The sequence below is a fragment of the Nocardia sp. NPDC060249 genome (genome assembly GCF_042728755.1).
In the GTDB taxonomy this organism is placed as follows: Bacteria; Actinomycetota; Actinomycetes; order Mycobacteriales; family Mycobacteriaceae; genus Nocardia.
Genome location: NZ_JBHXAQ010000001.1, coordinates 999,621 through 1,020,111, shown reverse-complemented (window position 1 = coordinate 1,020,111; position 20,491 = coordinate 999,621). Strand labels below are relative to the sequence as shown.

Genomic DNA, 20,491 nt, shown 5'->3' with positions numbered 1-20,491 from the left:
GAATCGACAGTAGACGACGTTGCGGCGCGATGCCCGCCCGGAGCCGCGGTATCTCAGTCGTAGCGGTCGGCACTCGGTTGCGGTTCGCGACCGCGCACTTCGATGGCGCCGATGACCAGATCCGGCGGTGGCACCAGGCCGAGATGTTCCCAGGCGGCGGCGGTCGCCACCCGGCCGCGGGGTGTGCGGGCGACCAGTCCGGCGCGGACCAGGAACGGTTCGCAGACCTCTTCCACGGTGGCGGCTTCCTCACCGACAGCGACCGCCAGGGTCGACACACCCACCGGTCCCCCGCCGAAGCCACGCACGAGCGCCCCGAGGACGGCTCGGTCGAGCCGGTCGAGACCGAGCGCGTCGACGTCGTAGACCTCGAGCGCCGCCATCGCGATGGGGTGGGTGATGACGCCGTCCGCCCTGACCTCGGCATAGTCGCGAACCCGGCGCAGCAGCCGGTTGGCGATACGAGGCGTGCCCCGCGAGCGTCCGGCGACTTCGGCGGCGGCGTCGTGATCGATCCGCACGCCGAGAATCCGGGCCGAGCGGGTGAGGATCTGCAGCAGCTCGACGGGGTCGTAGAAGTCCATATGCCCGGTGAACCCGAAGCGATCGCGCAGCGGACCCGTGAGCGCGCCCGAGCGGGTGGTGGCGCCGACCAGGGTGAACGGGGCGATGTCGAGCGGGATCGAGGTCGCGCCGGGGCCCTTGCCGACGACCACGTCGACGCGGAAGTCCTCCATCGCCAGGTACAGCATTTCCTCGGCCGGGCGGGCCATGCGGTGGATCTCGTCGATGAACAGGACGTCGCCCTCGACCAGGTTGGAGAGCATGGCGGCGAGATCGCCCGCGCGCTCCAGAGCGGGTCCCGAGGTGATGCGCAGGGCGGTACCGAGTTCGCCGGCGATGATCATCGCCATGCTGGTCTTACCGAGGCCCGGCGGTCCCGACAGCAGGACGTGGTCGGGGGTGGCGCCGCGCTGACGCGCGCCACGCAGGACCAGTGCGAGCTGTTCGCGCACGCGGGGCTGGCCGATGAACTCGTCGAGCGAGGTGGGACGCAGGCCGGTTTCGGCTTCGCCGTCGGTGCTGAGATACCGGGCGGTGAGGTCGGATTCGTCGGTCTCGGCGACGTTGTCGAAGTCGTCGTCCACGGTCTACCTGTTCTTGCCGAGCAGGCCGAGCGCCGCGCGCAACGCCGCCGAGGTGGTGGCGGCGGGGTGGTCGGCGAGGACGGTGTCGACGGCCTGTTCGGCCTGCTTCGCCGGGAACCCGAGGCCGATCAGCGCCTCGCAAACCTGTTCGCGCACCGGAGCACTCGGCGTGTGCGCACCGGGCGGACCGGTGGGGACGGCCACCTGGTTCACCTTGTCGCGCAGTTCGACGACCATCCGCTCGGCGCCGCGTTTGCCGATGCCGGGGACCCGGGTGAGGGCGGCGACGTTGCTCTCGGCCAACGCTTTGCGCAATGCTTCGGGTTCGAGCACGGCGAGCACCGCCATCGCCAGGCGGGGGCCGACGCCGGACACGGTCTGCAGCAGCCCGAACAGTTCGCGCGCTTCGGTGTCGGCGAACCCGAACAGGGTCATCGAGTCCTCGCGCACGATCATCGCCGTGTAGAGGCGGGTCTGCTCGCCACGGGTCAGCCCGGCGAGGGTGGCCGGGGTGGCGTTGAGGCGGTACCCGACGCCCGCGGCTTCGATCACCACGTGATCGAGCGCGATCTCGAGTACCTCCCCGCGTACCGACGCGATCACCCGCGCACCACCTTCCGTTGTTCGGCGAGCCGTTGTTCGTAGCGGCGGCGGACCTCGTCCGCCTGTGCCTGCGCCGCCGCCATCCGGTCCATCAGCGGCGCCCGCCAACAATGACAGATCGCCAGCGCGAGCGCGTCGGCGGCATCGGCCGGTTTCGGCGCGACCCGCAAACCGAGAATCCGCGTCACCATGGCGGTGACCTGTGCTTTGTCGGCCGTACCGTTGCCGGTGACGGCCGCTTTCACCTCACTGGGCGTATGGAACGCCACCCGGATCCCACGCCGCGCCGCGGCCAGCGCGATCACCCCACCGGCCTGCGCGGTCCCCATCGCGGTGCGCACATTGTGCTGCGCGAACACCCGCTCGATCGCGACAGCTTCGGGCCGGTGCGTATCCATCCACTCCTCGGCGGCATCCGCGACGGCCATCAACCGCAACGCCAGCTCGGCATCGGGCGGGGTCCGCACCACCCCCACGTCGAGGGCGACCACCTTGCGGCCCGGTCCGCTGTCCACCATGCTGAGCCCGCACCGGGTAAGACCCGGATCGACGCCCATCACCCGCACCGGCCACCCCTTCGAAGACACGAACAGTTGTTCGAAAGTCTAGAGCATTCCCGCGTTCCGGCCGACCAGCGACACGACGCTCAGGCCGGTCGCGGCGGGAGCCCGAGCAGTGCCGGATCGCCGGCGTGCTCGGCCCAGACGCCGGCCGGATCCGCGACCAGCTTGCGTGTTCGCAGGTCGAGCAGGCCACTCACATACGACACCGTCGCGGCGACCGCACCGTCATCCCTGGTGAGCGTGTGCTCCACCCGATAGGTCTTGCCCTGCCCCCACTCCCACCGGCAGTCGACCTCGACCGTGTCGTTCGCGCGCAACTCCCGCAGATAGCGAACGTTCAGCTCCAGATTGACCGGACCCAGCCCCGCCGCGAGCAAGTCCGGCACCGAGACGCCCGCCTCGGTCACACACGCGAACCGCGCGTGGTCGGCGAACTGCTGATACGCCGAGCCGGTGACGTGCAGTTGCGGGTCGAGATCGGACACCCGAATCGGGATCCGAACCCGAAACGGCACAGTGGTTTCCGCCATGCCCGTGAGTGTGCCACCGAGGTCCGACACCTTTCGCCGCTATCCGAGCGCGGCGGTGAAGACCGCGAGCGCACGATCGTCTAACAGCACGAACCGCACCTGCGTCACACGCGTCTCGGCCGCGCGGACCGTCTCGACCGCGATCCGCGCGCCGTCATCCATCGGCCAGCCGAAGATGCCGGTGGAGATCGCCGGGAACGCGACGGTCGCCGCTCCCACTTCGTCTGCCACGCGCAGGGATTCGCGATAGCAGGAGGCGAGCAGGTCGGCGCGGTCCTCGGTGGCGGACCAGACGGGGCCGACCGTGTGGATCACCCAGCGGGCGGGGAGCAGGCCCGCGGTGGTCGCGACCGCCTGCCCGGTTCGCAGGCCTTTGCCGTAGCGCGAGGCGCGCAGGTCGCGACATTCGGACAGGATCTGCGGACCGCCCTTGCGGTGGATCGCCCCGTCGACACCACCACCGCCGAGCAGCGAGGAGTTCGCGGCGTTGACCACCGCGTCCACCTGCTGCTCGGTGATGTCGCCCCGGACCGTCTCGATTCGCGTCATGATCCTCATTGTGCCGGGGCGCCGACGCCGGCCACGGGTACCGTCGAACGAGCAGGCATGGTCGGTCCGTCCGAGGCGAGGAGAACCACACATGGCCATACCCACCGGTGACATCGTCGCGACGCCCGATGGGCGGGACCTGGTGATCACGAGGTCGTTGGGGTTGCCGATCGAGGAGGTGTGGGCGCGGTTGACCGATCCGCATCTGACCTCGGGGTGGTACGGCACCTGGGAGGGCGAGGCGGGGACCGGCAACACCATCCGGGTGCAGATGCGGTTCGAGGAGGGTGAACCGTGGTCGTCGATGCACATCGACGACTGCACCCCACCGATCCACCTCGCCATCTCCTCGACCGACCAGATCGGCGTGTGGCGGCTCGAGGTGACGTTGCTCGACACCGGCGCGGCCACCGAACTGCGCCTGGTCCACCATCTGACATCGGAATTTCAGCTGGCGGAGATCCCGCAGATCGGTCCGGGGTGGGAGTACTACGCGGACATGTTCGTCGCCGCCTGCACGCACACCGAGCGACCGGAATTCGCCGACTACTACCCGTCGATGTCGGGCTACTACCAGCAGCGGGCGTCCTAGCCGAAACGTGAACCGCCCCGGCCGAATGCGCGGCCGGGGCGGAATCGACGGAAAACGACTACTCGTCGTCGAGTTCCGCGGCGACCTCGTCGGAGATGTCGACATTGGTGTACACGTTCTGCACATCGTCGCTGTCTTCGAGCGCGTCGACCAGCTTGAACACCTTGCGCGCACCCTCGACGTCGACCGCGACCGACACCGACGCCTGGAAACCGGACTCGGCGGAGTCGTAGTCGATGTTCGCGGCCTGCAGGGCCGAACGCACCGCGATCAGATCGCCGGGCTCGGAGATGATCTCGAAGACGTCGCCGTGATCGTTGACATCTTCGGCGCCCGCGTCGAGGACCGTCTCGAGGACGTCGTCCTCGGACAGGCCGTTCTTCTCGAGCGTCACCACGCCCTTGCGGGCGAACAGGTACGACACCGAACCAGGGTCGGCCATGTTGCCGCCGTTGCGGGTCATCGCCAACCGGACCTCGCCCGCGGCGCGGTTGCGGTTGTCGGTGAGGCACTCGATCAGCACGGCAACACCGTTGGGCCCGTAGCCCTCGTACATGATCGTCTGCCAGTCGGCGCCGCCGGCCTCTTCACCACCGCCGCGCTTGCGGGCGCGCTCGATGTTGTCGTTGGGGACCGATGTCTTCTTCGCCTTCTGGATGGCGTCGAACAGCGTCGGATTGCCCGCAGGGTCACTACCACCAGTGCGGGCCGCCACCTCGATGTTCTTGATCAGCTTGGCGAAGAGTTTGCCGCGCTTGGCGTCGATTCCCGCCTTCTTGTGCTTGGTGGTGGCCCATTTGGAGTGGCCGCTCATGCCCTACTTCCTTCAAGTCGGTTGCGCGTCTGCCCGGGCGGACAAGCTCGATCCAGCCTACTCACCGTCCGCCACGCCCGCCGACGCGGGCTTTATCGCGCTGCGCGAACCAGGTCTACGAACAGTTCGTGCACCCGAAGATCGCCGGTCACCTCGGGATGGAACGAGGTCGCCACCACGTTGCCCTGCCTGGCAGCCACGATGCGGCCCTCGGCGGGGCCGTGCGGCACCCGCGCCAGCACCTCGACACCGTCACCCACCCGCTCCACCCACGGCGCGCGAATGAACACCGCGCGCACGGGCGTGTCGAGGCCGGTGAAGTCCAGATCGGTCTCGAAGGAATCGACCTGCCGGCCGAACGCGTTGCGCCGCACCGTCATATCGATGCCGGACAGGTGCTGGGCGTCGGGCCTGGTGTCGAGGACCTCCGAGGCGAGCAGGATCATGCCCGCGCACGACCCGAACGCGGGCAGCCCGTCGCGCAGCCGCGCCCGCAACGGTTCCAGCAGGTCGAACGCCTGCAACAGCTTCGAGATCGCGGTCGACTCGCCGCCGGGCAGCACGAGCCCGTCGACCGCCGCCAGCTCCGGCTCGCGCCGCACCAGCACCGGATCGGCGCCGCAGTGCTCCAGCGCGGCAACGTGTTCGCGCACGTCACCCTGCAGTGCGAGGACACCGATGGTCGGCCGGGCGGGGGTCGAGGTTGCGTTCACAGCCGTTGAGCTTACGAGCCACGGTGATGTGTGCCCGCTCACGCCGCGGCGTCAAGGTTCCGTCAACGGCGGGTGCATCCACGCGGAACAGGTCGACACTGCAATGTGTGATTGCACTGCTGCCCCGCAAGTCGCCCGGACCTGCGCAGATCGTCCCGGAGCGCCGCGGACTGACCGTTCCCACCGGCCTGGCCGGGCTGTCCCTCGACGCGATGGCCTCGGTGTCCTACGGACCGGAGGCCATCGTCTTGGTCCTGGCCACCGCGGGCGGGCTCGGACTCGGCATGACCCTGCCGGTGACCCTCGCCATCGCGGCCCTGCTCGCCGTCCTCATCGCGTCCTATCGGCAGGTGATCGCCGCGTTCCCCAACGGCGGCGGCGCCTACGCGGTCGCCAAGAAACACCTCGGCGACCGGACCAGCCTGCTCGCCGCGGCCTCGCTGATCGTCGACTACGTGCTCAATGTCGCGGTCTCGATCGCGGCCGGTGTCGCCGCGCTGACCTCGGCCTTCCCCGCGCTGCACGGGTACACGGTGGGGATCTGCCTGGCCGTGCTGGTCGGGATCACCGCGCTCAATCTGCTCGGCATCACCGAGAGCGCGAAGGCGTTCATGCTGCCCACCGCGGTGTTCGTCGGCGGCATCTTCGTGGTGATCATCGGCGGCCTGCTGCGCACGGAGCCCGCGGCCGTGACGGCGGGCACCGCGGCGGTCAGCGATATCCACACCGTGGGGGTCCTGCTGCTGCTCAAGGCGTTCTCCAGTGGCTGCGCCGCGCTGACCGGTGTCGAGGCGATCGCGAACGCGGTACCGAGTTTCGAACAGCCGCGCGTGCGCCGCGCCCAGCGCGCCGAAGTCGCCTTGGGGCTGCTGCTCGGCACGATGCTGATCGGGTTGGCCGTGCTGATCGAGAAGTTCTCGCTCCAGCCGATCGAGGGCACCACCGTGCTCTCGCAGCTCACCGAGGCCGCGCTCGGCCACGGCATCGGCTACTACGTGGTGCAATTCGCCACCGTCATTCTGCTCGCCCTGGCGGCGAACACCTCCTACGGTGGGCTGCCGACGCTGACCAGACTGCTCGCAGACGACAACTGCCTGCCGCATCGCTTCTCCGTCGCGACCCCACGCCGGGTGTACCGCTACGGCGTGCTGACGCTCGGGATCAGTGCCGCGGTGCTGGTGGTGGCCGCGGCGGGCAGCATGAACGCGCTCGTCCCGCTGTTCGCGATCGGCGTGTTCGTCGGGTTCACCATCGCGCAGACCGGCATGGTGCGGCACTGGTGGCTGACCCGCGCCGACGGGTGGCGATGGCGCATCGCGCTCAACGGGTTCGGCGCGCTGCTCACGTTCGTCGCGGCCGTCGTCACCACCGCGATGAAGTTCACCGAGGGTGCCTGGCTGATCGTGGTCGTGCTGCCGCTGCTGATGCTCGGGATGGAACGAATTCGCAACGCCTACACCAGGATCGGCGGCTCTCGCGGTACCGGTGCGGTACCCGCGCGGCCGCGGCCGACCGGCACCGCGATCATCGTGCCGATCGCGGAAGTGTGCGAGCTCAGTCGCGAAGCGCTCTCGGCCGCCCTGTCGATCGGCGAGGACGTCACCGCCGTGCACGTCTGCCTGCCGGGTGAGTCCACGACGGCGTTCACGAAAGCCTGGGACGTGTGGCACCCCGAGGTGCGCCTGGTGCTGCTCGAGGACAGCGACGCCACCGTCGGCGGGCCGGTCGCCCGCTATGTCCGCGACAATTTCGGCGATCGGCGCAAGGTGGTGGTGATCGCCGAGATCGATCCGCCGAGCGGGTGGGATCGGGTACTGCCCAGCCACCGCAGCGACGAACTCGAACGGGTGCTGCGCCGGATGAGCGACACCGTGGTCTGCCACCTGCGCGTGCAGGTTCCCTAGTCGTGGCGGCTCCGGTGCGGCGGCCACCCGCACCGGAGCGGCACCGTACTACTTGTGGCGCGGCGTGCGGATCAGACCTTCCTGGACGACGGCGGCGACCAGGTTGCCCTCGCGGTCCCAGATCTTGCCACCGGTCAGCGCGCGACCGAAACCGGCCGAGGGTGAGGACTGGTCGTAGAGCAGCCATTCGTCGGCTCGGAACGGGCGCAGGAACCACATGGCGTGGTCCAGGGACGCGTTCTGGGTCGGTTCGTCGGGGTGGATCACCTTCGACGAGCCGAGCAGCGTCATATCGCTCATGTAGGCCAGGGTGCAGACGTGGAACATCGGGTCGTCGGGCAGCGGGTGCCGGTACCGGAACCACACCTGCTGTGGGGACACGGCGCCGTCGCGCGCGACGACCTGTTCCTGCGGGAGCGTGCGGATGTCCCAGTGCTCCCATTCGCGCATGGCCCACAGCCGCTCGGGGGTCATGGTCACGCTGGCGTCGGGCAGGTCGTCGGGACCTTCGACCGAGGGCATCACATCCTGGTGTTCGGGCCCTTCGTCACCGTGATGGAACGAGGCCGACATCGTGAAGATCGCCTGCCCGTCCTGCACCCCGGTGACCCGCCTGGTGCAGAACGACCGGCCGTCGCGGATGCGCTCGACCAGGTAGACGGTGGGTTCCTCCGGATTGCCCGGTCGCAGGAAGTAGCCGTGCAGGGAATGCACCTGGTAGCTGGGATCGACGGTACGCACCGCCGAGACCAGCGCCTGCCCGGCCACCTGACCGCCGAAGGTGCGCGGTAGCTGAGACTCCGTGGAAGCACCGCGGAAGATGTCGCGCTCCAGTCGCTCGATCGCGAGCGCCTCTTCGATTGTCGCCATGCGCTCGAGATTATCGCCTTGCCGACCGGGCGGTATGTCCGGCTCTGCGCAGCGGCCCGGAATTTGCTGAGATGGTCCGGTGCCGACCTTCACGCCCACCTCGCCCGCCGCCCTCTCCCGGCTCGTCGCCGACCGGCTCGTCGAGCTGCCGGGGCGACGGATACTCGCGGTGGACGGTGCCGATGCCGCGATGCCTGTCGAACTGGGCCGCCAGATCGCGCGGACACTCTCGGATCGGGGCCGATCGGCGGCGGTGGTGTCGGTGCACGACTTCGTGCGACCCGCGTCGCTGCGCATGGAATACGGGCGCGATGACGAATGGTCTTATCGCACAGCATGGTTCGACTACGAGGCGCTGCGCCGTGAGATCGTGGACGCGCTGCGCACCGAGGGGCGCTGGTTGCCCGCGCTGTGGGATGAGCAGCGAGACCGGTCCGCGCGGGCGGCGATTCGCCCGGCGCAGGCCGATCTGGCCCTGGTGCTCGCGGGGCCGATGCTGCTGGGTCGCGGTCTGGACTTCGATCTCGCGGTCCGCTTGGAGCTCAGTGAACAAGCGGCGCTGCGGCGCACGCCCGCCGAGCAGCACTGGACGTTGCCCGCTGTGCGCGATCACACTGCCGACAATCCCGAGGAAGCGACATGGACGGTTCGCTGGGATCATCCCGATCGGGCGGCGCTGCGCAGCTGACATCACAAACACCGCGCCGGCCCCGGCAAGCGGCGCGGACGCGAAAGCCCCGTCCACCAGGAGCGAACGGGGCTTCGGCGCGGACGATCAGGCGCAGGCGACCGAGGTCTGGCCCAGGTTGGTCAGCATGCCGCAGGCCCACGACTTCTGGACCTTCCACTTGCCCGCTTCGGCCACGAACGGCACGTCGACGACATTGGTCTGGCCGTTGACCGTGAAGTTGGCCTTGGCGTTGACACTGTCACCGAAGGAGGTCACCTCGGTGACCTGGACCTGGACGTTGTTGTCCTGCACGGCCTGTGCCAAACGGTTCGGCAGCTCGGGATCGGCCTCGATACCCTGCACGAAGTCCAGCTTCTGGTCGTTGGGGACCGCCGGGTCGAGTGCGGTGGTGAGCTGGGCGTTGAGCTGTTCGACCGTCGGCACCGCCGGCAGGTCCGCGGTTGCCGAACCCTGAGCCTTGGCGCTGGTGGTGGTCTTGGGCGCGGGCTTGTCGCCCTTGTCGTCACTGCACGCACTCAGGCCGAGCGCGGCGACCACAGCCAGTCCTGCGATCGCGACTCGTCCGGTCCTACGAAACTTCATCCACTCGTCCTTACGTCGGGTCGGAATCTCGCCCTCTGGGCGACGGCGACGGACCGGCGCCACACAGCGCAGGCCTCGATGCCACGGCCAGGACGCTACCCAGTGATGTTGAGGAAACTCTGAGACACACACAACCTCGGTCTGTGAGATGCCCCCGATTGTGATGCACCCCAGCATCACCCGGCGCGCAGAACCGCCACCGCCTCGACCAGCCGCGCATGGGTCGGCGCGTCCGCTGCCGCGATGAGCCCGTGTGGCGCGGTGTGCAGCGGTTGCCCCGCGAGACCGGTGACCACGCACCCCGCCGCCTGACACACCGCGATCGCGCTGGTGAAATGCACGCTGTCGCGCAGATCACCGCCGGTGATGTAGGCGGCCCGGCGCCCGGCCGCCACCCAGACGAGGGCTAACGAGGTCGATAAGACCCGCGGATGGAACTCTCCCGCAAAGCCTTCGGCGTCGAACAGCCGCGCCGGGGTCGACCAGGGGAACGGGTGGTCGAGGTCGACATCGACGAGATGGCTGCCCGCGTGCGGGCGCAACGGCTCGTCGCGGCCGCCGGTGCGCAGGAACGCACCCTGCCCCGCGGTCCAGAACACTTCCCCGGCGAACGGGTCGGCGGTCGCGGCCGCTGTCACGGTGTCGCCGTCGCGCAGCGCGACATTGACCGCCACGAACGCGGTGTCGACAGCGAAATTCCTGGTGCCACAGAGTGGATCGACAAACCACGTCCGATCGCCGCCGGCAGAGCCGGTGACGCCCGATTCCTCGGCGACGAATCGGTCGCCCGGACAGGCGGTCGCGAGGACGTCGAGGATGGCTTTCTCGGCCGCGATATCGGCCTGCGTGGCGAAGTCGTCGCCCTGTTTGGCGTAGCGAGTGAGCGGTGCGTGGAACGCCGACCGAATCACCGTCGAAGCGACTTCTGTTGCGTGGATTGCGATTTCACTATCTGAGTGGTGCACCGTTTCCAGGCTACGGACCGGGCGGCACCGCGGCGGGCGAACCGGCGCCGCTATCGGGCCAGATACACGGCGAGACCGAGACCGCCGATGCCGACCGTCACCCGCAACACACCCGGCGGGATCACTTTCACCACCGGCGGACCACACCAGCCACCTGCCAGCGCACCCGCGCCGAGAGCCAGCGCCGCGCCCCAGTGCACCGGCCCGAAGGCCGCGAAGCCCACCGCGGCGACCAGGTTCGCGATGCCGAGCAGGAAGCTCTTGAGAATCGAAGCGCTCCAGATGGATTCGGCGGTGCACAACATCATCATCGACAGGTAGATCACGCCCGCGCCCGCGCCGAAATACCCGCCGTACACGGAGGTGAGCAGGATGCCGACCGGCACGATCCAGGGCGCGCTGAGCTCGCCGATATGGCGGCGCACCAGTGGTTGCACCAGCAGCGCGATCGACGCCATGGCCACCAGAAACGGCACGACCACCTCGAACGCGCCGTCGGGCGCGACCAGCAGCGCGAGCGCGCCGAGCAGCCCGCCCACCGCCGCCAAGACCGCCCAGCGCACCAGTGTGGGCCCTCGGCCGACGAGTTCACGTCCGGAATTCGCGGTCGCGCCGACACCGACGGCGACCATGGCGACCGTGTTGGTGACGTTGGCCGCGACGGGCGGCAGACCGGCGGCCAGCAGCGCCGGATAGGAGACGATCGAGGCCATCCCGGTGACGAAACCGATCAAGCCGGTGAAAAATCCCGCGACGACCAGCAAGGAGAAGTCGAGCGCGGTCACGGACCGACTGTACGGTACGCCCAGTTGGCAGCAATCTCTGGGCCAACCGATACCGAGCCCACATCGCCCACCTGCGCCGGGATCACTCCGACGCGCCGAAGGCCGTGCCAGGATGTCGGAGTGCAGATGACGACTTTCGAGCCGGGCGAACCACCCGTTCGACGTAACCGGCTGGACTCCAACACCGTTGCCCGCCTCGACGACGTCACCACCTTCGCCCAACTGCTCGACGCGTTGGAGCTGGTCCGCATGGACCATCCCGACGCCAGGATCCTGTGCACGCTCGACGATCTCGGCCAGTGCGCGTACACGAGCATGCACGCCACGCTCGGCCTCATCGAAGGCGAGGGCGGCGTCGGCCACGACGACCCGGACGACCCCGCCGCCACCCACCACGCCGAGAACGCCACGGTCTCCCGGATCGCCGCACTGCTCGACAACCCGTCCGCCCGTGTTCCGTGGGAGGCGCTGAGCGACACCCGCACCGCGTCCGAGGACGAACTCGCCGCGCTCGTCGCCGCCAACCGTTCCCCCGATCGTGTGGTCGACGACGTCGTGCTGATCCAGCGTGTCCCGGTGGACCGCGACGACCTCGCCATCGCCGGCATCCCCAACGGGTACTTCGCCGACGACTGGAGCACCTACGACAACCACACCGTCATCCGCCGCATGGCCACCCACGGCTACCGCCACATCGCCATCGGCGCTTCCCTGCTCGCCTTCGCCCGCCCCGCCGCTCCCACTCCCGAACAGGCGGCGGCGCTGGTCACCGACCTGACCCATCTGTACGGCTCCCCCACCGCCATCGCCTGGCACGAACTGGCCGTCCTGCTCCCCACCCAGCGCCAGCTCATCCTCGGCTACGCCGAGAACTTCGCCGACGCCCTCACCGCCGATACCGAAGGCGCGGCAGGCCAGCCGTAGGCCGCGGCATCCGGTATCGCTAGGTCGAGGGCTGCCACGCGCGAGCGGGAGCCGCCGAGTTCACTGTCACGCTCGACCACACGGCCCAGGCCAGCCACACCATGCCGAATCCGGCCGCGAGGTGTCCGACGCGGACCAGCGTGGTCGGGAGCAGGAAGGTCAGGCTGAGCACGGACAGGCCAACGATGTAGAGGATCACCGCCCAGCGCGGGACCGCCGCGCTGCGCAGCAGCGCGGCGCCGAACAGCAGCGTTCCGCTCAGCGCGAGGGCCGCGGTGCCGAGGAAGGCGATCTTGGCTGGGCTGGTGAGCAATTCGTCGACCACCGGCTTGTCCAGATACACCAGCACGAAGTTCATGGCGAAGGCGATACCCGCGAAATAGCCGAAGCCGAGGAACTGCACGACGAAAGCGACTGCGCCGAAGCGGCCGAGACGCTGGTGCAGCAGCGCGTACAACGCCACCAGCAGGCCGATCCCGAACGGGACTGCCGCCCCGTTGAGCACCTGGGTGAGCGGTATCTTGCCCGCGGCGATCAGTTCGATCGCGCCCGCCGCCGCGATCGCTGCGCCGCAGAGGAAACCGGAGACGCCACCCAGGCGCAGTAGTGCTCGTGTGTCCATGTCTGAATCCCTTCTCGATGTCGAGCTCGACGGTAGGAATCCGGTGGTCACGGCGGTAAGTGCCGCGCGACCCATGACCTTCGGCCACAATCTCCGCGCGACCGTGGCCGTGCGTCGGATCTGCCCCTACGCTCAGCGAATGCATCGACCGCGCGCACTGACCTGGGTGGCGTGCTTCCTCTATGTCTCGGTGCTGGTCGCCGGGCTCGCCGTCGCCTCCACCGCCCCCGTCGACCCCGCCCGGTCGATCGCGTTCGCCGGGGCCCTGGTCCTCGCGGGAGGGCTGGAGGTCGCCGAAGAGTGGTTCACCCGGTCGAGGACTCTCGCGATCGCTGGGCTGGTCGTCCGCGCCGTCCTGTACACGGTGATCACCGCCCTCGACAGCAGCGGCAATGCGAAGGTTCTGTTCGTCTTGCTTCCGCTCACCGCTTATTTCACCGTCGGGCATCGTGTCGCCTACGCACTCGCCGGTGGCGGTCTACTCCTCGCTGGGATCATCGTCCTCGGGCGACCGGCGCTGCGCGCGAATCCCGAAGCACTCTCGGATCTGCTGATGTTCACGATCGGCGTCGTCTTCGCCCTCGCGATCGCGGTGATCGCCGAACGCGAGGAAACCGGGCGGCGCCGTGCCGAAACACTGCTCACCGAGCTGTCCGACGCGCACGCCCGGCTCCGGGAATACGCCGACCAGGCGGTCTCCCTCGCCACCGTCGCCGAACGAACCCGGGTTGCGCGCGATATCCATGACAGTGTCGGCCACCACCTCGTGGTTACCGCGATCCAACTGGAGAAATCGGCCGCCTACCGGACATTGGACAACGACATCGCCGACCGGGCACTCGAAGAAGGGCGTCACTCCACGCGCCGGGCTCTCGACGAGGTGCGGCGTGCGGTCGGCACCCTGCGCGCCGACGACACGCAGTTCACCCTCGCCACCGCGCTGCGAGCGCTCGCGACCCGCCTCGACGACACCGGCTTCGCCGTGACCCTCGACCTCACCGGCCCCGAGGAAACCGTCGGCGAACCCGTCCGGCTCGCCCTGTACCTCGCCGCACAAGAAGCGCTCACCAACGCACGCCGCCACTCCGGCGCCACCGCCGTCACGGTCCGCGTCGACCTCACCGCCGGCAGCGGCATCCTCGATATCGCCGACAACGGAACAGGTTTCGCGCCTGGCGTGACGGAAGGGCAGGGGCTGTCCGGAATGCGTGAACGCCTGGACCTGGTCGGCGGCGAGGTGCGCATCACCTCCGGTCCCGGCGGAACTCGTCTGCTCGCCACGGCCCCCGCGGTGACACGATGAGCGGACGCGATCCCGAGATGCCGGGCACTGCGGCGAAGGTCCGCGTGCTGATCGCCGATGACGAGCGCCTGGTTCGCGAAGGGATCGCCGCGTTGCTCGCCCTGCAACCGGGCATCGAAGTGCTCGGTACGGCCGAAAGCGGCTCCGAGGCGGTCGAACTCGCTACCACGCTGGATCCGGACGTGGTGCTGATGGATGTCAGGATGCCGGGGATTGACGGCGTGGAGGCAGCTACCCGGCTGCGCGGCCGGGTCACAGTACTGATGCTCACCACCTTCGACGACGACGGCTACATCGTCGCGGCCCTGCAGGCGGGCGCGTCCGGCTACCTGCTCAAAGATCTGCCCGCCGCCGAGCTCGCCCAGGCGATCCGTCTCGCGCACGCGGGCGTCGACCAGTACTCCGCCGCCGTCACCACTCGCCTCGCCGCCATGGTGCGCTCCCGTATCCCCCGCCCCACCATCGACCTCACCGGCCGCGAAACCGAGGTCCTTCGCCTACTCGCCACAGGCGCCGCCAATCGCGACATCGCCCGGTCCCTCTACCTCAGCGAAGGCACCGTCAAGAACCACGTCTCGAGCATCCTCCATCGCCTCGGCGTCCGCGACCGCACCCAGGCCGCGATCTACGCCCACGAACAGGGAATCCTCTGAGCCGCCACGGCGATCGCGGGTCTCCTGGTCGCGATCAGCTCAGGGCGTTCACCATCCGGGCCGCGAGCACGCGGGTGCGGTCGAACGGAGCCGCGCTCACGGCGGGCGTGCCGATCACCGAGCGCAGCACCCCGAGACCGATCAGCAGCGCACCGATCAGCTCCGCACGCAGTTGCGGGTCGGGACCGTCGAGTCGATCGGCGAATTCGCGCAGGTAGCCGTCGCAGAGTTGGGCGCGGAGCTGATCGCGCACGTCGTCGTGGCCGGCCGATCGGAGCATGGCCAGCAGCGGGTGTTCTCCGCCGTATTGCGACCAGTCCTGGTACACGACGTCATGGAGCAGCGCGTCGGCGATGCTGACGACCGGCCGGTGCGGATCCGCGGCCACTCCGGTCGGGATCTCCACGTGCATCGCCTCGGCGTAGAGCCGCTTCTTGGAACCGAAGTAGCGCGACACCAAAGCGGGGTCGACGCCGACCTCGGCGGCGATCTCACGCAGGCCGGTGCCGTCGAAACCCTGTGCGGCGAAACGGATGCGCGCGGCGGCGAGCAGCGCGGCGCGGGTGGCCGCACGATCGCGGCGACGTGGTTCGGGCTTCGGTTCCATGAAGTCATGCTAAGTCATCAGATGTTGACTTGGTGGTGTCCCCGTTTCCAGCCTCGAGATATCGGCCGATGACACAGCCCAGAGTGATTCGAGGAGAACGGGATTCGATGCGCACATATGTCATCACCGGCGGCACCGACGGCATGGGCAAGGGGCTCGGCCTACATCTTCTGCGACGCGGCGACCGGGTGATCGCGATCGCCAGCGGCACGGCGAAAGGCGAGGCGTTCCTCCGGGAGGCGATCGCGATCGGCGCGGGTGAACGCGCGGTGTTCCTCCGAGCAGACCTGAGCACCCTGACGGGAATGTGGGACACGCTTGCCCGGGTCACTGCTCTGGTCAGCACCGCCGACGGCCTCGTCTTCGGCGCCCAGCGCTTCCGGCCGCGGCGCGAGGTGACCGAGGACGGCATCGAGTTCACGTTCGCGCTGCATTACCTGAGCCGATTCGTCCTCGGGCACGGTCTCGCCGATGCGCTGGAATGCGCCGACACCCCGGTCATCCTGAACATCTGCGGCCCCGGCGGCTTCCCGGGCCGAATCCACTGGGACGACTTGACCCTGCGCGAGAACTACACCGGCACGCGCGCCGCCATGCAGGCCTCGCGCGCCAACGACCTGCTCGGCATCGCCTTTCCCCAGCGCTACCCGCACGCACGCACCCGCTACGTGCTCTACAACCCGATGATGGTGCGCACCGCGATGGCCGACCCCCTGCCCACGCCTCAGCGAATCCTGACCAAGGCCGCCGGATTCGTCTTCGGCCGATCTGTCGGCCGGTCGGTCCCGCCGATCGCCCGGCTGCTCGACGAACCACCCGCGGATCCGGTGACCGCTTTCCGGCTCCGGACCCGACTTCCGTTGACGCGCAAGGACTTCGACCCGGACAACGCGATCCGCCTCGACACCCTCACCACCGAACTCCTGCGGCGCTGAGCCCTCGCCCGGAAATGCCTCGGCGGGCGTCGCGATCACGACGCCCGCGAGGCGAATTCTTCAGTGCCCGAGCGCTATCGGGCCCATGATCACCAGCCGCGCTCGGCCAGACGGTGCGGCTGCGGGATCTCTTCGACGTTGATGCCGGCCATCGCTTCGCCGAGGCCACGCGAGACCTTGGCCAGCACGTCCGGGTCGTCGGAGAAGGTGACTGATCCGATCAGAGCTCCCACAAGGAGGCAATGGGTAACCCGACGAGGTTCTCGCCGAACCGCACGCCCTGGTCCGCGGTGCCGAGCACCACCCCGCCGAGAAACCTGTCGCCCAAACGCTCGGCAAGCCGCTGCAGGCCACGAAAAAGCTCGGGCTTGTAGGTCTGCTTCGCCTTCACCTCGAGGCCGAGGACCCGACCATCGTCCAGCTCGAGGACGACGTCCACCTCGACGCCCGACGACTCGCGGTAGTGGAAGACAGAGAACCGCGTGTCGCTCCAGGTCTGCTGCTTGCGCAGTTCGGAGACCACTAGACCTTCGAGCAGCGGACCCAGCAGCTCGCCGCCGCCGACCAGTGCGGCGGCTCGGGCAGCCGTGACGCCCGACAGGTGCATCGCAAGCGCGGAGTCAGTGATGAGCCCCTTGGCCTTGCCGGTCTGGCGAGTCGTGAGATTTCCCGTCCACGGTCGGATCCTCTCGACGAGGTACAGCGTCTCGACGAGGTCGAGATAAGCGGTCATGGTTGTCTCGGGAACGTTGGCGTCGCGCGAGAGGCGTGCGCGGACCAGCTCGCCGGCTTGGTTCGCCGCGACCAGGCGCAGAACGGTCGACAAGCGGTTGCCGTCGACGAGGCGTCGGACATCGCGGGCATCGCGCTGAACAATGCGGTCCACGTATCCGTCGAACCAGGCCGCGCGCAGGCGCGATGACCTCCGAAAGACTTCCGGATATCCGCCTGCCGCGAGAATGTTCGCGTAGTCCTCACGCGAGACCGTCGAACGGACTTCGAAGGGATCGACACCGGAGAGGAAGCGAGTCACGAAGTCGTCGAGGCGACCGTTGATCTCTCCCTGGCTCAAGGTTCGCAGTGGCAGCGTGACAGCGCGCCCCGCGAGCGAGTCGGGCGTCCGTTCGAGCCGGAGCAGATCCGCCGACCCGGTGAGGAGGAACCTGCTTGGCGTGCGGTGCCGGTCGACTGGCGTGCGCCCTCCACGACAACAACAGGGAACGAGTCAACGAGCTCCTTCGTCCAGGGGAGGGCATGCCGGGCGAGGATATCGTTCGAGGTCACGGCCCCATCCAACGTCAAAGTCGCTGTTCTACGACAACAAATCCGCTGTTTCACAGACAGAAAGTCGCTGTTTTGCCAACAACAGGTCGCTGATTGCGCACGGTGGCGGGTCGGGCCGGCCTGGGTAGACAGAAGCAGCGCGGCCAGGTCGTCAGGGCACCGGTCCGCCCGCGGGCGCTGACGGCTGTGGGCCCGTCCGAAACGGACGAGCCCACACTCGAATTACTCAGTGCCCGAACAGTTTCGGGCGGAAGATCACCAGCCGCGCTCGGCCAGGCGGTGCGGCTGTGGGATCTCTTCGACGTTGATGCCGACCATCGCTTCGCCGAGGCCACGCGAGACCTTGGCCAGCACGTCCGGGTCGTCGTAGAAGGTGGTGGCCTTGACGATGGCGGCGGCGCGCTGTTCGGGGTTGCCGGACTTGAAGATGCCCGAGCCGACGAACACGCCTTCGGCGCCGAGCTGCATCATCATGGCGGCGTCGGCGGGGGTGGCGATGCCACCGGCGGTGAACATGACGACCGGGAGCTTGCCGGTCGCGGCGACCTCACGGACCAGCTCGTACGGGGCCTGCAATTCCTTGGCGGCCACGAACAGCTCGTCCTCGGACAGCGAGGTCAGGCGACGGATCTCGCCGCGGATGGTGCGCATGTGGGTGGTGGCGTTGGACACGTCACCGGTGCCCGCCTCGCCCTTGGAGCGGATCATGGCCGCGCCCTCGGTGATGCGGCGCAAGGCCTCGCCCAGGTTGGTGGCACCACAGACGAACGGGACGGTGTAGTTCCACTTGTCGATGTGGTTGGCGTAGTCGGCCGGAGTGAGGACTTCGGACTCGTCGATGTAGTCCACGCCGAGGCTCTGCAGGATCTGCGCCTCGACGAAGTGGCCGATGCGGGCCTTGGCCATGACCGGGATGGAGACCGCGGCGATGATGCCGTCGATCATGTCCGGGTCGCTCATCCGGGACACGCCGCCCTGGGCACGGATGTCGGCGGGCACCCGCTCGAGCGCCATCACGGCCACGGCGCCGGCGTCTTCGGCGATCTTGGCCTGCTCGGCGTTGACCACATCCATGATCACGCCACCCTTGAGCATCTCGGCCATGCCGCGCTTCACGCGGGCGGTGCCGACGGTGTTGGTGGTCTCAGGCGTAGTCACGAATGTCTCCTGTGTCATGGGCGCCAATCAAGTCGCTCGGATTCGGTTCACCGTCGATTCTAGAGCTGCCCGAAATCGGCCTTCATAGCCAGTTGAGCACCACTGGCCTTGTCGCGACCAGCGGCGATGCGTTCACCGCCCACCGCTGGCCTTGTCCGATGGCCTGGCATTCACCGTGCGAGGGCTCCGACCGCGACCGCCTCAGGGCCGCGACGGACCCGGTCGAACAGCACGATCGCCGCCGCGACGGCCGCCGTCCCGGCAGCGCACCACAGCGCCGCGACCGGGGTGTGCGCGCGATCGACGGCCACGCCGGCGGCGACCGGACCGAGCACCGCGCCGATATTGAGCGCGGTGGTGGCCAACGCCCCGGCCAGCCGAGGCGCGGCGGGCGCCGCGGTCCGCACGATCGTCGCGATCAACGCCGATCCGACGCCGAACGCGGCCGCGCCCGTGAGCAACGTCATGGCCGCGAATCCTGCCATCGTGTGCGCGCTGATCGCGGCCAGCGCCCACACGCCGACCAGTCCGGCCGTGCCCACGGCGATGATGGAGCGACCGTGGCGGTCGCTGTACCGACCGGTGAGCGTCACCCCGGCGAAGGAGCCGAGGCCGAACAACGCCAGCACCAGCGGGACCCAGATCCCGGGCGTGCCCGCGATCCCGGCGGCGATGGTGCCGAGATAGGTGAACGCGGCGAACGTCGCGGCATTGACCAGCACCCCGACCAGCACGGCCGACCGCACCGCGCGCACCCCGAGCACCGTCCACTCCGACCGCATCGACCGATCCGGGGCGCCGGCTCCGGCACCGTCGCGCGGCACCATCGACGCCACCGGGACCAGGACCACCGCGCTCACCACCGCGACAGCCCAGAAAGCCGATCGCCAACCCCACAGCTGTCCGAGCACAGTCCCCGCAGGCACGCCGGCGATGCAGGCCACCGTCACCCCGGACACGATGATCGAGCTCGCCCGGCCGACCAGCGCGGGCCCGACCAGCCGCGGCAGGGCGGCCAGCACGATCGCCAGAAATCCGGCGTTGGCGACCGCGGCGACCGCGCGGGTAGCCACCAGCACCGCGAAATCGGTGGTCAGCGCGCCGACGACATGGGCGACGCAGAAGAGCGCGAGAAATGTTGTCGCCGAGCGTCGTAGCGGCCACCGACCCGCGGTGGCCGCCATCGTCGGCGCGCCCAGCACCATGCCGACCGCGTACACCGAGGTCAGCAACCCCACTGTGCCGAGTGAGATGCCGAAGTCGGCGGCGGTCCGCGCCAGCAACCCCGACATCATGAATTCCGATGTGCCCTGCGCGAAAACCGCGGCAGCCAGCACGAAAACCCCGATGGGCATATTCGATCAACTCTCCGGATACCAGGACACCGCGCGTCGCGCGCGGTGTCCGAGATGAGGCGGCCGCGAGCGAATCATGGCCCGGCCGCGAGGAATCGACGATCATCCGGCGTTGCGAACGACACATCGCACCGGTCCGCGGACCGATGGATGGTGGAACCACAACGCCGCCCGGCCCGCAGGCCGGACGGCTACCTTCTGGACGCCTCCGGAGAATTCACCCGCCCACCTTATGTGAGAGCACGGCAGCGGAGTCAACCTGTTTTCTCGACAGCCGACGGAGATCGTCGACGCGGGAAACACTGTCGGCCCTGCGCCGGGTGTCGTCCTCAGCGAATCGG

Annotated in this window: 23 protein-coding genes and 1 pseudogene; 7 read left to right on the top strand and 17 right to left on the bottom strand. The window is 68.9% G+C overall.

Features of this window, described 5'->3' with window-relative positions:
- Nucleotides 1-53 precede the first annotated feature (53 nt).
- The 5 genes from ruvB to ACFWFP_RS04495 all read right to left on the bottom strand — a co-directional run bounded on the left by ruvB (nucleotide 54) and on the right by ACFWFP_RS04495 (nucleotide 3,393).
- Nucleotides 54-1,148 (bottom strand): Holliday junction branch migration DNA helicase RuvB, encoded by a 1,095-nt coding sequence (gene ruvB / locus ACFWFP_RS04515; protein WP_379293108.1) that lies wholly within the window; start codon nucleotides 1,146-1,148, stop codon nucleotides 54-56.
- Nucleotides 1,149-1,151: 3 nt separating this feature from the next.
- The gene (gene ruvA / locus ACFWFP_RS04510) at nucleotides 1,152-1,751 is read right to left on the bottom strand and encodes a Holliday junction branch migration protein RuvA (RefSeq protein WP_379293106.1); all 600 of its coding nucleotides are present in this window, start codon (nucleotides 1,749-1,751) and stop codon (nucleotides 1,152-1,154) included.
- Nucleotides 1,748-2,317 carry a crossover junction endodeoxyribonuclease RuvC gene (gene ruvC / locus ACFWFP_RS04505; protein ID WP_358111945.1) on the bottom strand — a complete coding sequence of 190 codons (570 nt, stop codon included), beginning with the start codon at nucleotides 2,315-2,317 and terminating at the stop codon, nucleotides 1,748-1,750. Before ruvC ends, ruvA begins: the two co-directional genes overlap by 4 nt.
- Before the next feature lie 80 nt (nucleotides 2,318-2,397).
- The gene (locus tag ACFWFP_RS04500; protein ID WP_379293105.1) at nucleotides 2,398-2,844 is read right to left on the bottom strand and encodes an acyl-CoA thioesterase; all 447 of its coding nucleotides are present in this window, start codon (nucleotides 2,842-2,844) and stop codon (nucleotides 2,398-2,400) included.
- A 39-nt stretch (nucleotides 2,845-2,883) separates the two neighbouring features.
- Nucleotides 2,884-3,393 carry an O-acetyl-ADP-ribose deacetylase gene (locus tag ACFWFP_RS04495; protein WP_379293104.1) on the bottom strand — a complete coding sequence of 170 codons (510 nt, stop codon included), beginning with the start codon at nucleotides 3,391-3,393 and terminating at the stop codon, nucleotides 2,884-2,886.
- Between the two features lie 91 nt (nucleotides 3,394-3,484).
- On the opposite strand from ACFWFP_RS04495, the gene ACFWFP_RS04490 reads away from it, so the two are divergent.
- A complete protein-coding gene (locus tag ACFWFP_RS04490) occupies nucleotides 3,485-3,985 on the top strand; it encodes an SRPBCC domain-containing protein (protein ID WP_379293103.1) in 501 nt (166 codons plus the stop codon).
- Nucleotides 3,986-4,043: 58 nt separating this feature from the next.
- On the opposite strand, the gene ACFWFP_RS04485 is transcribed toward ACFWFP_RS04490, so the two are convergent.
- A complete protein-coding gene (locus ACFWFP_RS04485) occupies nucleotides 4,044-4,799 on the bottom strand; it encodes a YebC/PmpR family DNA-binding transcriptional regulator (RefSeq protein ID WP_379293102.1) in 756 nt (251 codons plus the stop codon).
- A gap of 92 nt (nucleotides 4,800-4,891) precedes the next feature.
- Entirely contained in the window at nucleotides 4,892-5,512 is a 621-nt protein-coding gene (pdxT, locus tag ACFWFP_RS04480; RefSeq protein ID WP_379293101.1) for a pyridoxal 5'-phosphate synthase glutaminase subunit PdxT, read from the bottom strand.
- Nucleotides 5,513-5,619: 107 nt separating this feature from the next.
- Between pdxT and ACFWFP_RS04475 the strand changes: the two genes are divergently transcribed.
- Nucleotides 5,620-7,416, top strand: a complete 1,797-nt coding sequence (locus tag ACFWFP_RS04475) for an APC family permease (protein ID WP_379293100.1) — start codon at nucleotides 5,620-5,622, stop codon at nucleotides 7,414-7,416.
- Nucleotides 7,417-7,464: 48 nt separating this feature from the next.
- Here ACFWFP_RS04475 and ACFWFP_RS04470 read toward each other — a convergent pair whose 3' ends face one another.
- Nucleotides 7,465-8,286 carry an acyl-CoA thioesterase gene (locus ACFWFP_RS04470; protein WP_379293099.1) on the bottom strand — a complete coding sequence of 274 codons (822 nt, stop codon included), beginning with the start codon at nucleotides 8,284-8,286 and terminating at the stop codon, nucleotides 7,465-7,467.
- Nucleotides 8,287-8,365: 79 nt separating this feature from the next.
- Here ACFWFP_RS04470 and ACFWFP_RS04465 point away from each other — a divergent pair, with 79 nt between their 5' ends.
- Complete coding sequence (locus ACFWFP_RS04465) at nucleotides 8,366-8,974, top strand: hypothetical protein (protein WP_379293098.1); 609 nt, start codon at nucleotides 8,366-8,368, stop codon at nucleotides 8,972-8,974.
- An 87-nt stretch (nucleotides 8,975-9,061) separates the two neighbouring features.
- Here ACFWFP_RS04465 and ACFWFP_RS04460 read toward each other — a convergent pair whose 3' ends face one another.
- From ACFWFP_RS04460 to ACFWFP_RS04450, 3 genes are all read right to left on the bottom strand, one after another.
- Nucleotides 9,062-9,559: a hypothetical protein gene (locus ACFWFP_RS04460; RefSeq protein ID WP_378988951.1), complete on the bottom strand. Its 498-nt coding sequence runs from the start codon at nucleotides 9,557-9,559 to the stop codon at nucleotides 9,062-9,064.
- Nucleotides 9,560-9,735: 176 nt separating this feature from the next.
- On the bottom strand, nucleotides 9,736-10,524 hold the full coding sequence (locus tag ACFWFP_RS04455; RefSeq protein ID WP_379293096.1) for an inositol monophosphatase family protein: 789 nt from the start codon (nucleotides 10,522-10,524) through the stop codon (nucleotides 9,736-9,738).
- A 50-nt stretch (nucleotides 10,525-10,574) separates the two neighbouring features.
- A complete protein-coding gene (locus ACFWFP_RS04450) occupies nucleotides 10,575-11,309 on the bottom strand; it encodes a sulfite exporter TauE/SafE family protein (RefSeq protein ID WP_379293095.1) in 735 nt (244 codons plus the stop codon).
- 126 nt (nucleotides 11,310-11,435) lie between these two features.
- Here ACFWFP_RS04450 and ACFWFP_RS04445 point away from each other — a divergent pair, with 126 nt between their 5' ends.
- Nucleotides 11,436-12,233 carry a hypothetical protein gene (locus ACFWFP_RS04445; RefSeq protein ID WP_379293094.1) on the top strand — a complete coding sequence of 266 codons (798 nt, stop codon included), beginning with the start codon at nucleotides 11,436-11,438 and terminating at the stop codon, nucleotides 12,231-12,233.
- Between the two features lie 19 nt (nucleotides 12,234-12,252).
- Here the strand turns inward: ACFWFP_RS04445 and ACFWFP_RS04440 are convergent, their stop codons facing one another.
- Entirely contained in the window at nucleotides 12,253-12,855 is a 603-nt protein-coding gene (locus ACFWFP_RS04440) for a hypothetical protein (RefSeq protein ID WP_379293093.1), read from the bottom strand.
- A gap of 139 nt (nucleotides 12,856-12,994) precedes the next feature.
- Between ACFWFP_RS04440 and ACFWFP_RS04435 the strand changes: the two genes are divergently transcribed.
- Nucleotides 12,995-14,158, top strand: coding sequence for a sensor histidine kinase (locus ACFWFP_RS04435; RefSeq protein ID WP_379293092.1), 1,164 nt, complete (start codon nucleotides 12,995-12,997; stop codon nucleotides 14,156-14,158).
- Nucleotides 14,155-14,811, top strand: coding sequence for a response regulator (locus tag ACFWFP_RS04430; protein ID WP_379293091.1), 657 nt, complete (start codon nucleotides 14,155-14,157; stop codon nucleotides 14,809-14,811). Before ACFWFP_RS04435 ends, ACFWFP_RS04430 begins: the two co-directional genes overlap by 4 nt.
- A 34-nt stretch (nucleotides 14,812-14,845) precedes the next feature.
- Here the strand turns inward: ACFWFP_RS04430 and ACFWFP_RS04425 are convergent, their stop codons facing one another.
- Nucleotides 14,846-15,418, bottom strand: a complete 573-nt coding sequence (locus tag ACFWFP_RS04425; protein ID WP_379293090.1) for a TetR family transcriptional regulator — start codon at nucleotides 15,416-15,418, stop codon at nucleotides 14,846-14,848.
- Between the two features lie 107 nt (nucleotides 15,419-15,525).
- Here ACFWFP_RS04425 and ACFWFP_RS04420 point away from each other — a divergent pair, with 107 nt between their 5' ends.
- Entirely contained in the window at nucleotides 15,526-16,353 is an 828-nt protein-coding gene (locus ACFWFP_RS04420; protein WP_379293089.1) for an SDR family NAD(P)-dependent oxidoreductase, read from the top strand.
- 89 nt (nucleotides 16,354-16,442) lie between these two features.
- Here ACFWFP_RS04420 and ACFWFP_RS04415 read toward each other — a convergent pair.
- The 4 genes and pseudogenes from ACFWFP_RS04415 to ACFWFP_RS04400 form a co-directional block, all read right to left on the bottom strand.
- A pseudogene (locus ACFWFP_RS04415) lies at nucleotides 16,443-16,562 on the bottom strand (pyridoxal 5'-phosphate synthase lyase subunit PdxS); the annotation flags it as partial.
- An 11-nt stretch (nucleotides 16,563-16,573) separates the two neighbouring features.
- Nucleotides 16,574-17,425: an ATP-binding protein gene (locus tag ACFWFP_RS04410; protein ID WP_379293087.1), complete on the bottom strand. Its 852-nt coding sequence runs from the start codon at nucleotides 17,423-17,425 to the stop codon at nucleotides 16,574-16,576.
- A gap of 467 nt (nucleotides 17,426-17,892) precedes the next feature.
- Nucleotides 17,893-18,813, bottom strand: coding sequence for a pyridoxal 5'-phosphate synthase lyase subunit PdxS (gene pdxS / locus ACFWFP_RS04405; RefSeq protein WP_379293086.1), 921 nt, complete (start codon nucleotides 18,811-18,813; stop codon nucleotides 17,893-17,895).
- A 152-nt stretch (nucleotides 18,814-18,965) separates the two neighbouring features.
- Nucleotides 18,966-20,150: a Cmx/CmrA family chloramphenicol efflux MFS transporter gene (locus tag ACFWFP_RS04400; protein WP_379293085.1), complete on the bottom strand. Its 1,185-nt coding sequence runs from the start codon at nucleotides 20,148-20,150 to the stop codon at nucleotides 18,966-18,968.
- Between the last annotated feature and the right edge of the window lie 341 nt (nucleotides 20,151-20,491).

Excerpts from the sequence above, each read along its gene's own strand:
- ACFWFP_RS04490 (WP_379293103.1), top strand. The coding sequence starts at position 3,485 with ATGGCCATACCCACCGGTGACATCGTCGCGACGCCCGATGGGCGGGAC.
- ACFWFP_RS04495 (WP_379293104.1), bottom strand. The coding sequence starts at position 3,393 with ATGACGCGAATCGAGACGGTCCGGGGCGACATCACCGAGCAGCAGGTG.
- ACFWFP_RS04430 (WP_379293091.1), top strand. The coding sequence starts at position 14,155 with ATGAGCGGACGCGATCCCGAGATGCCGGGCACTGCGGCGAAGGTCCGC.
- ACFWFP_RS04435 (WP_379293092.1), top strand. The coding sequence starts at position 12,995 with ATGCATCGACCGCGCGCACTGACCTGGGTGGCGTGCTTCCTCTATGTC.
- ACFWFP_RS04400 (WP_379293085.1), bottom strand. The coding sequence starts at position 20,150 with ATGCCCATCGGGGTTTTCGTGCTGGCTGCCGCGGTTTTCGCGCAGGGC.
- ACFWFP_RS04440 (WP_379293093.1), bottom strand. The coding sequence starts at position 12,855 with ATGGACACACGAGCACTACTGCGCCTGGGTGGCGTCTCCGGTTTCCTC.
- ACFWFP_RS04420 (WP_379293089.1), top strand. The coding sequence starts at position 15,526 with ATGCGCACATATGTCATCACCGGCGGCACCGACGGCATGGGCAAGGGG.
- ACFWFP_RS04425 (WP_379293090.1), bottom strand. The coding sequence starts at position 15,418 with ATGGAACCGAAGCCCGAACCACGTCGCCGCGATCGTGCGGCCACCCGC.
- ACFWFP_RS04460 (WP_378988951.1), bottom strand. The coding sequence starts at position 9,559 with ATGAAGTTTCGTAGGACCGGACGAGTCGCGATCGCAGGACTGGCTGTG.
- ACFWFP_RS04500 (WP_379293105.1), bottom strand. The coding sequence starts at position 2,844 with ATGGCGGAAACCACTGTGCCGTTTCGGGTTCGGATCCCGATTCGGGTG.
- pdxS (WP_379293086.1), bottom strand. The coding sequence starts at position 18,813 with ATGACACAGGAGACATTCGTGACTACGCCTGAGACCACCAACACCGTC.
- ACFWFP_RS04445 (WP_379293094.1), top strand. The coding sequence starts at position 11,436 with ATGACGACTTTCGAGCCGGGCGAACCACCCGTTCGACGTAACCGGCTG.
- ACFWFP_RS04470 (WP_379293099.1), bottom strand. The coding sequence starts at position 8,286 with ATGGCGACAATCGAAGAGGCGCTCGCGATCGAGCGACTGGAGCGCGAC.
- ACFWFP_RS04485 (WP_379293102.1), bottom strand. The coding sequence starts at position 4,799 with ATGAGCGGCCACTCCAAATGGGCCACCACCAAGCACAAGAAGGCGGGA.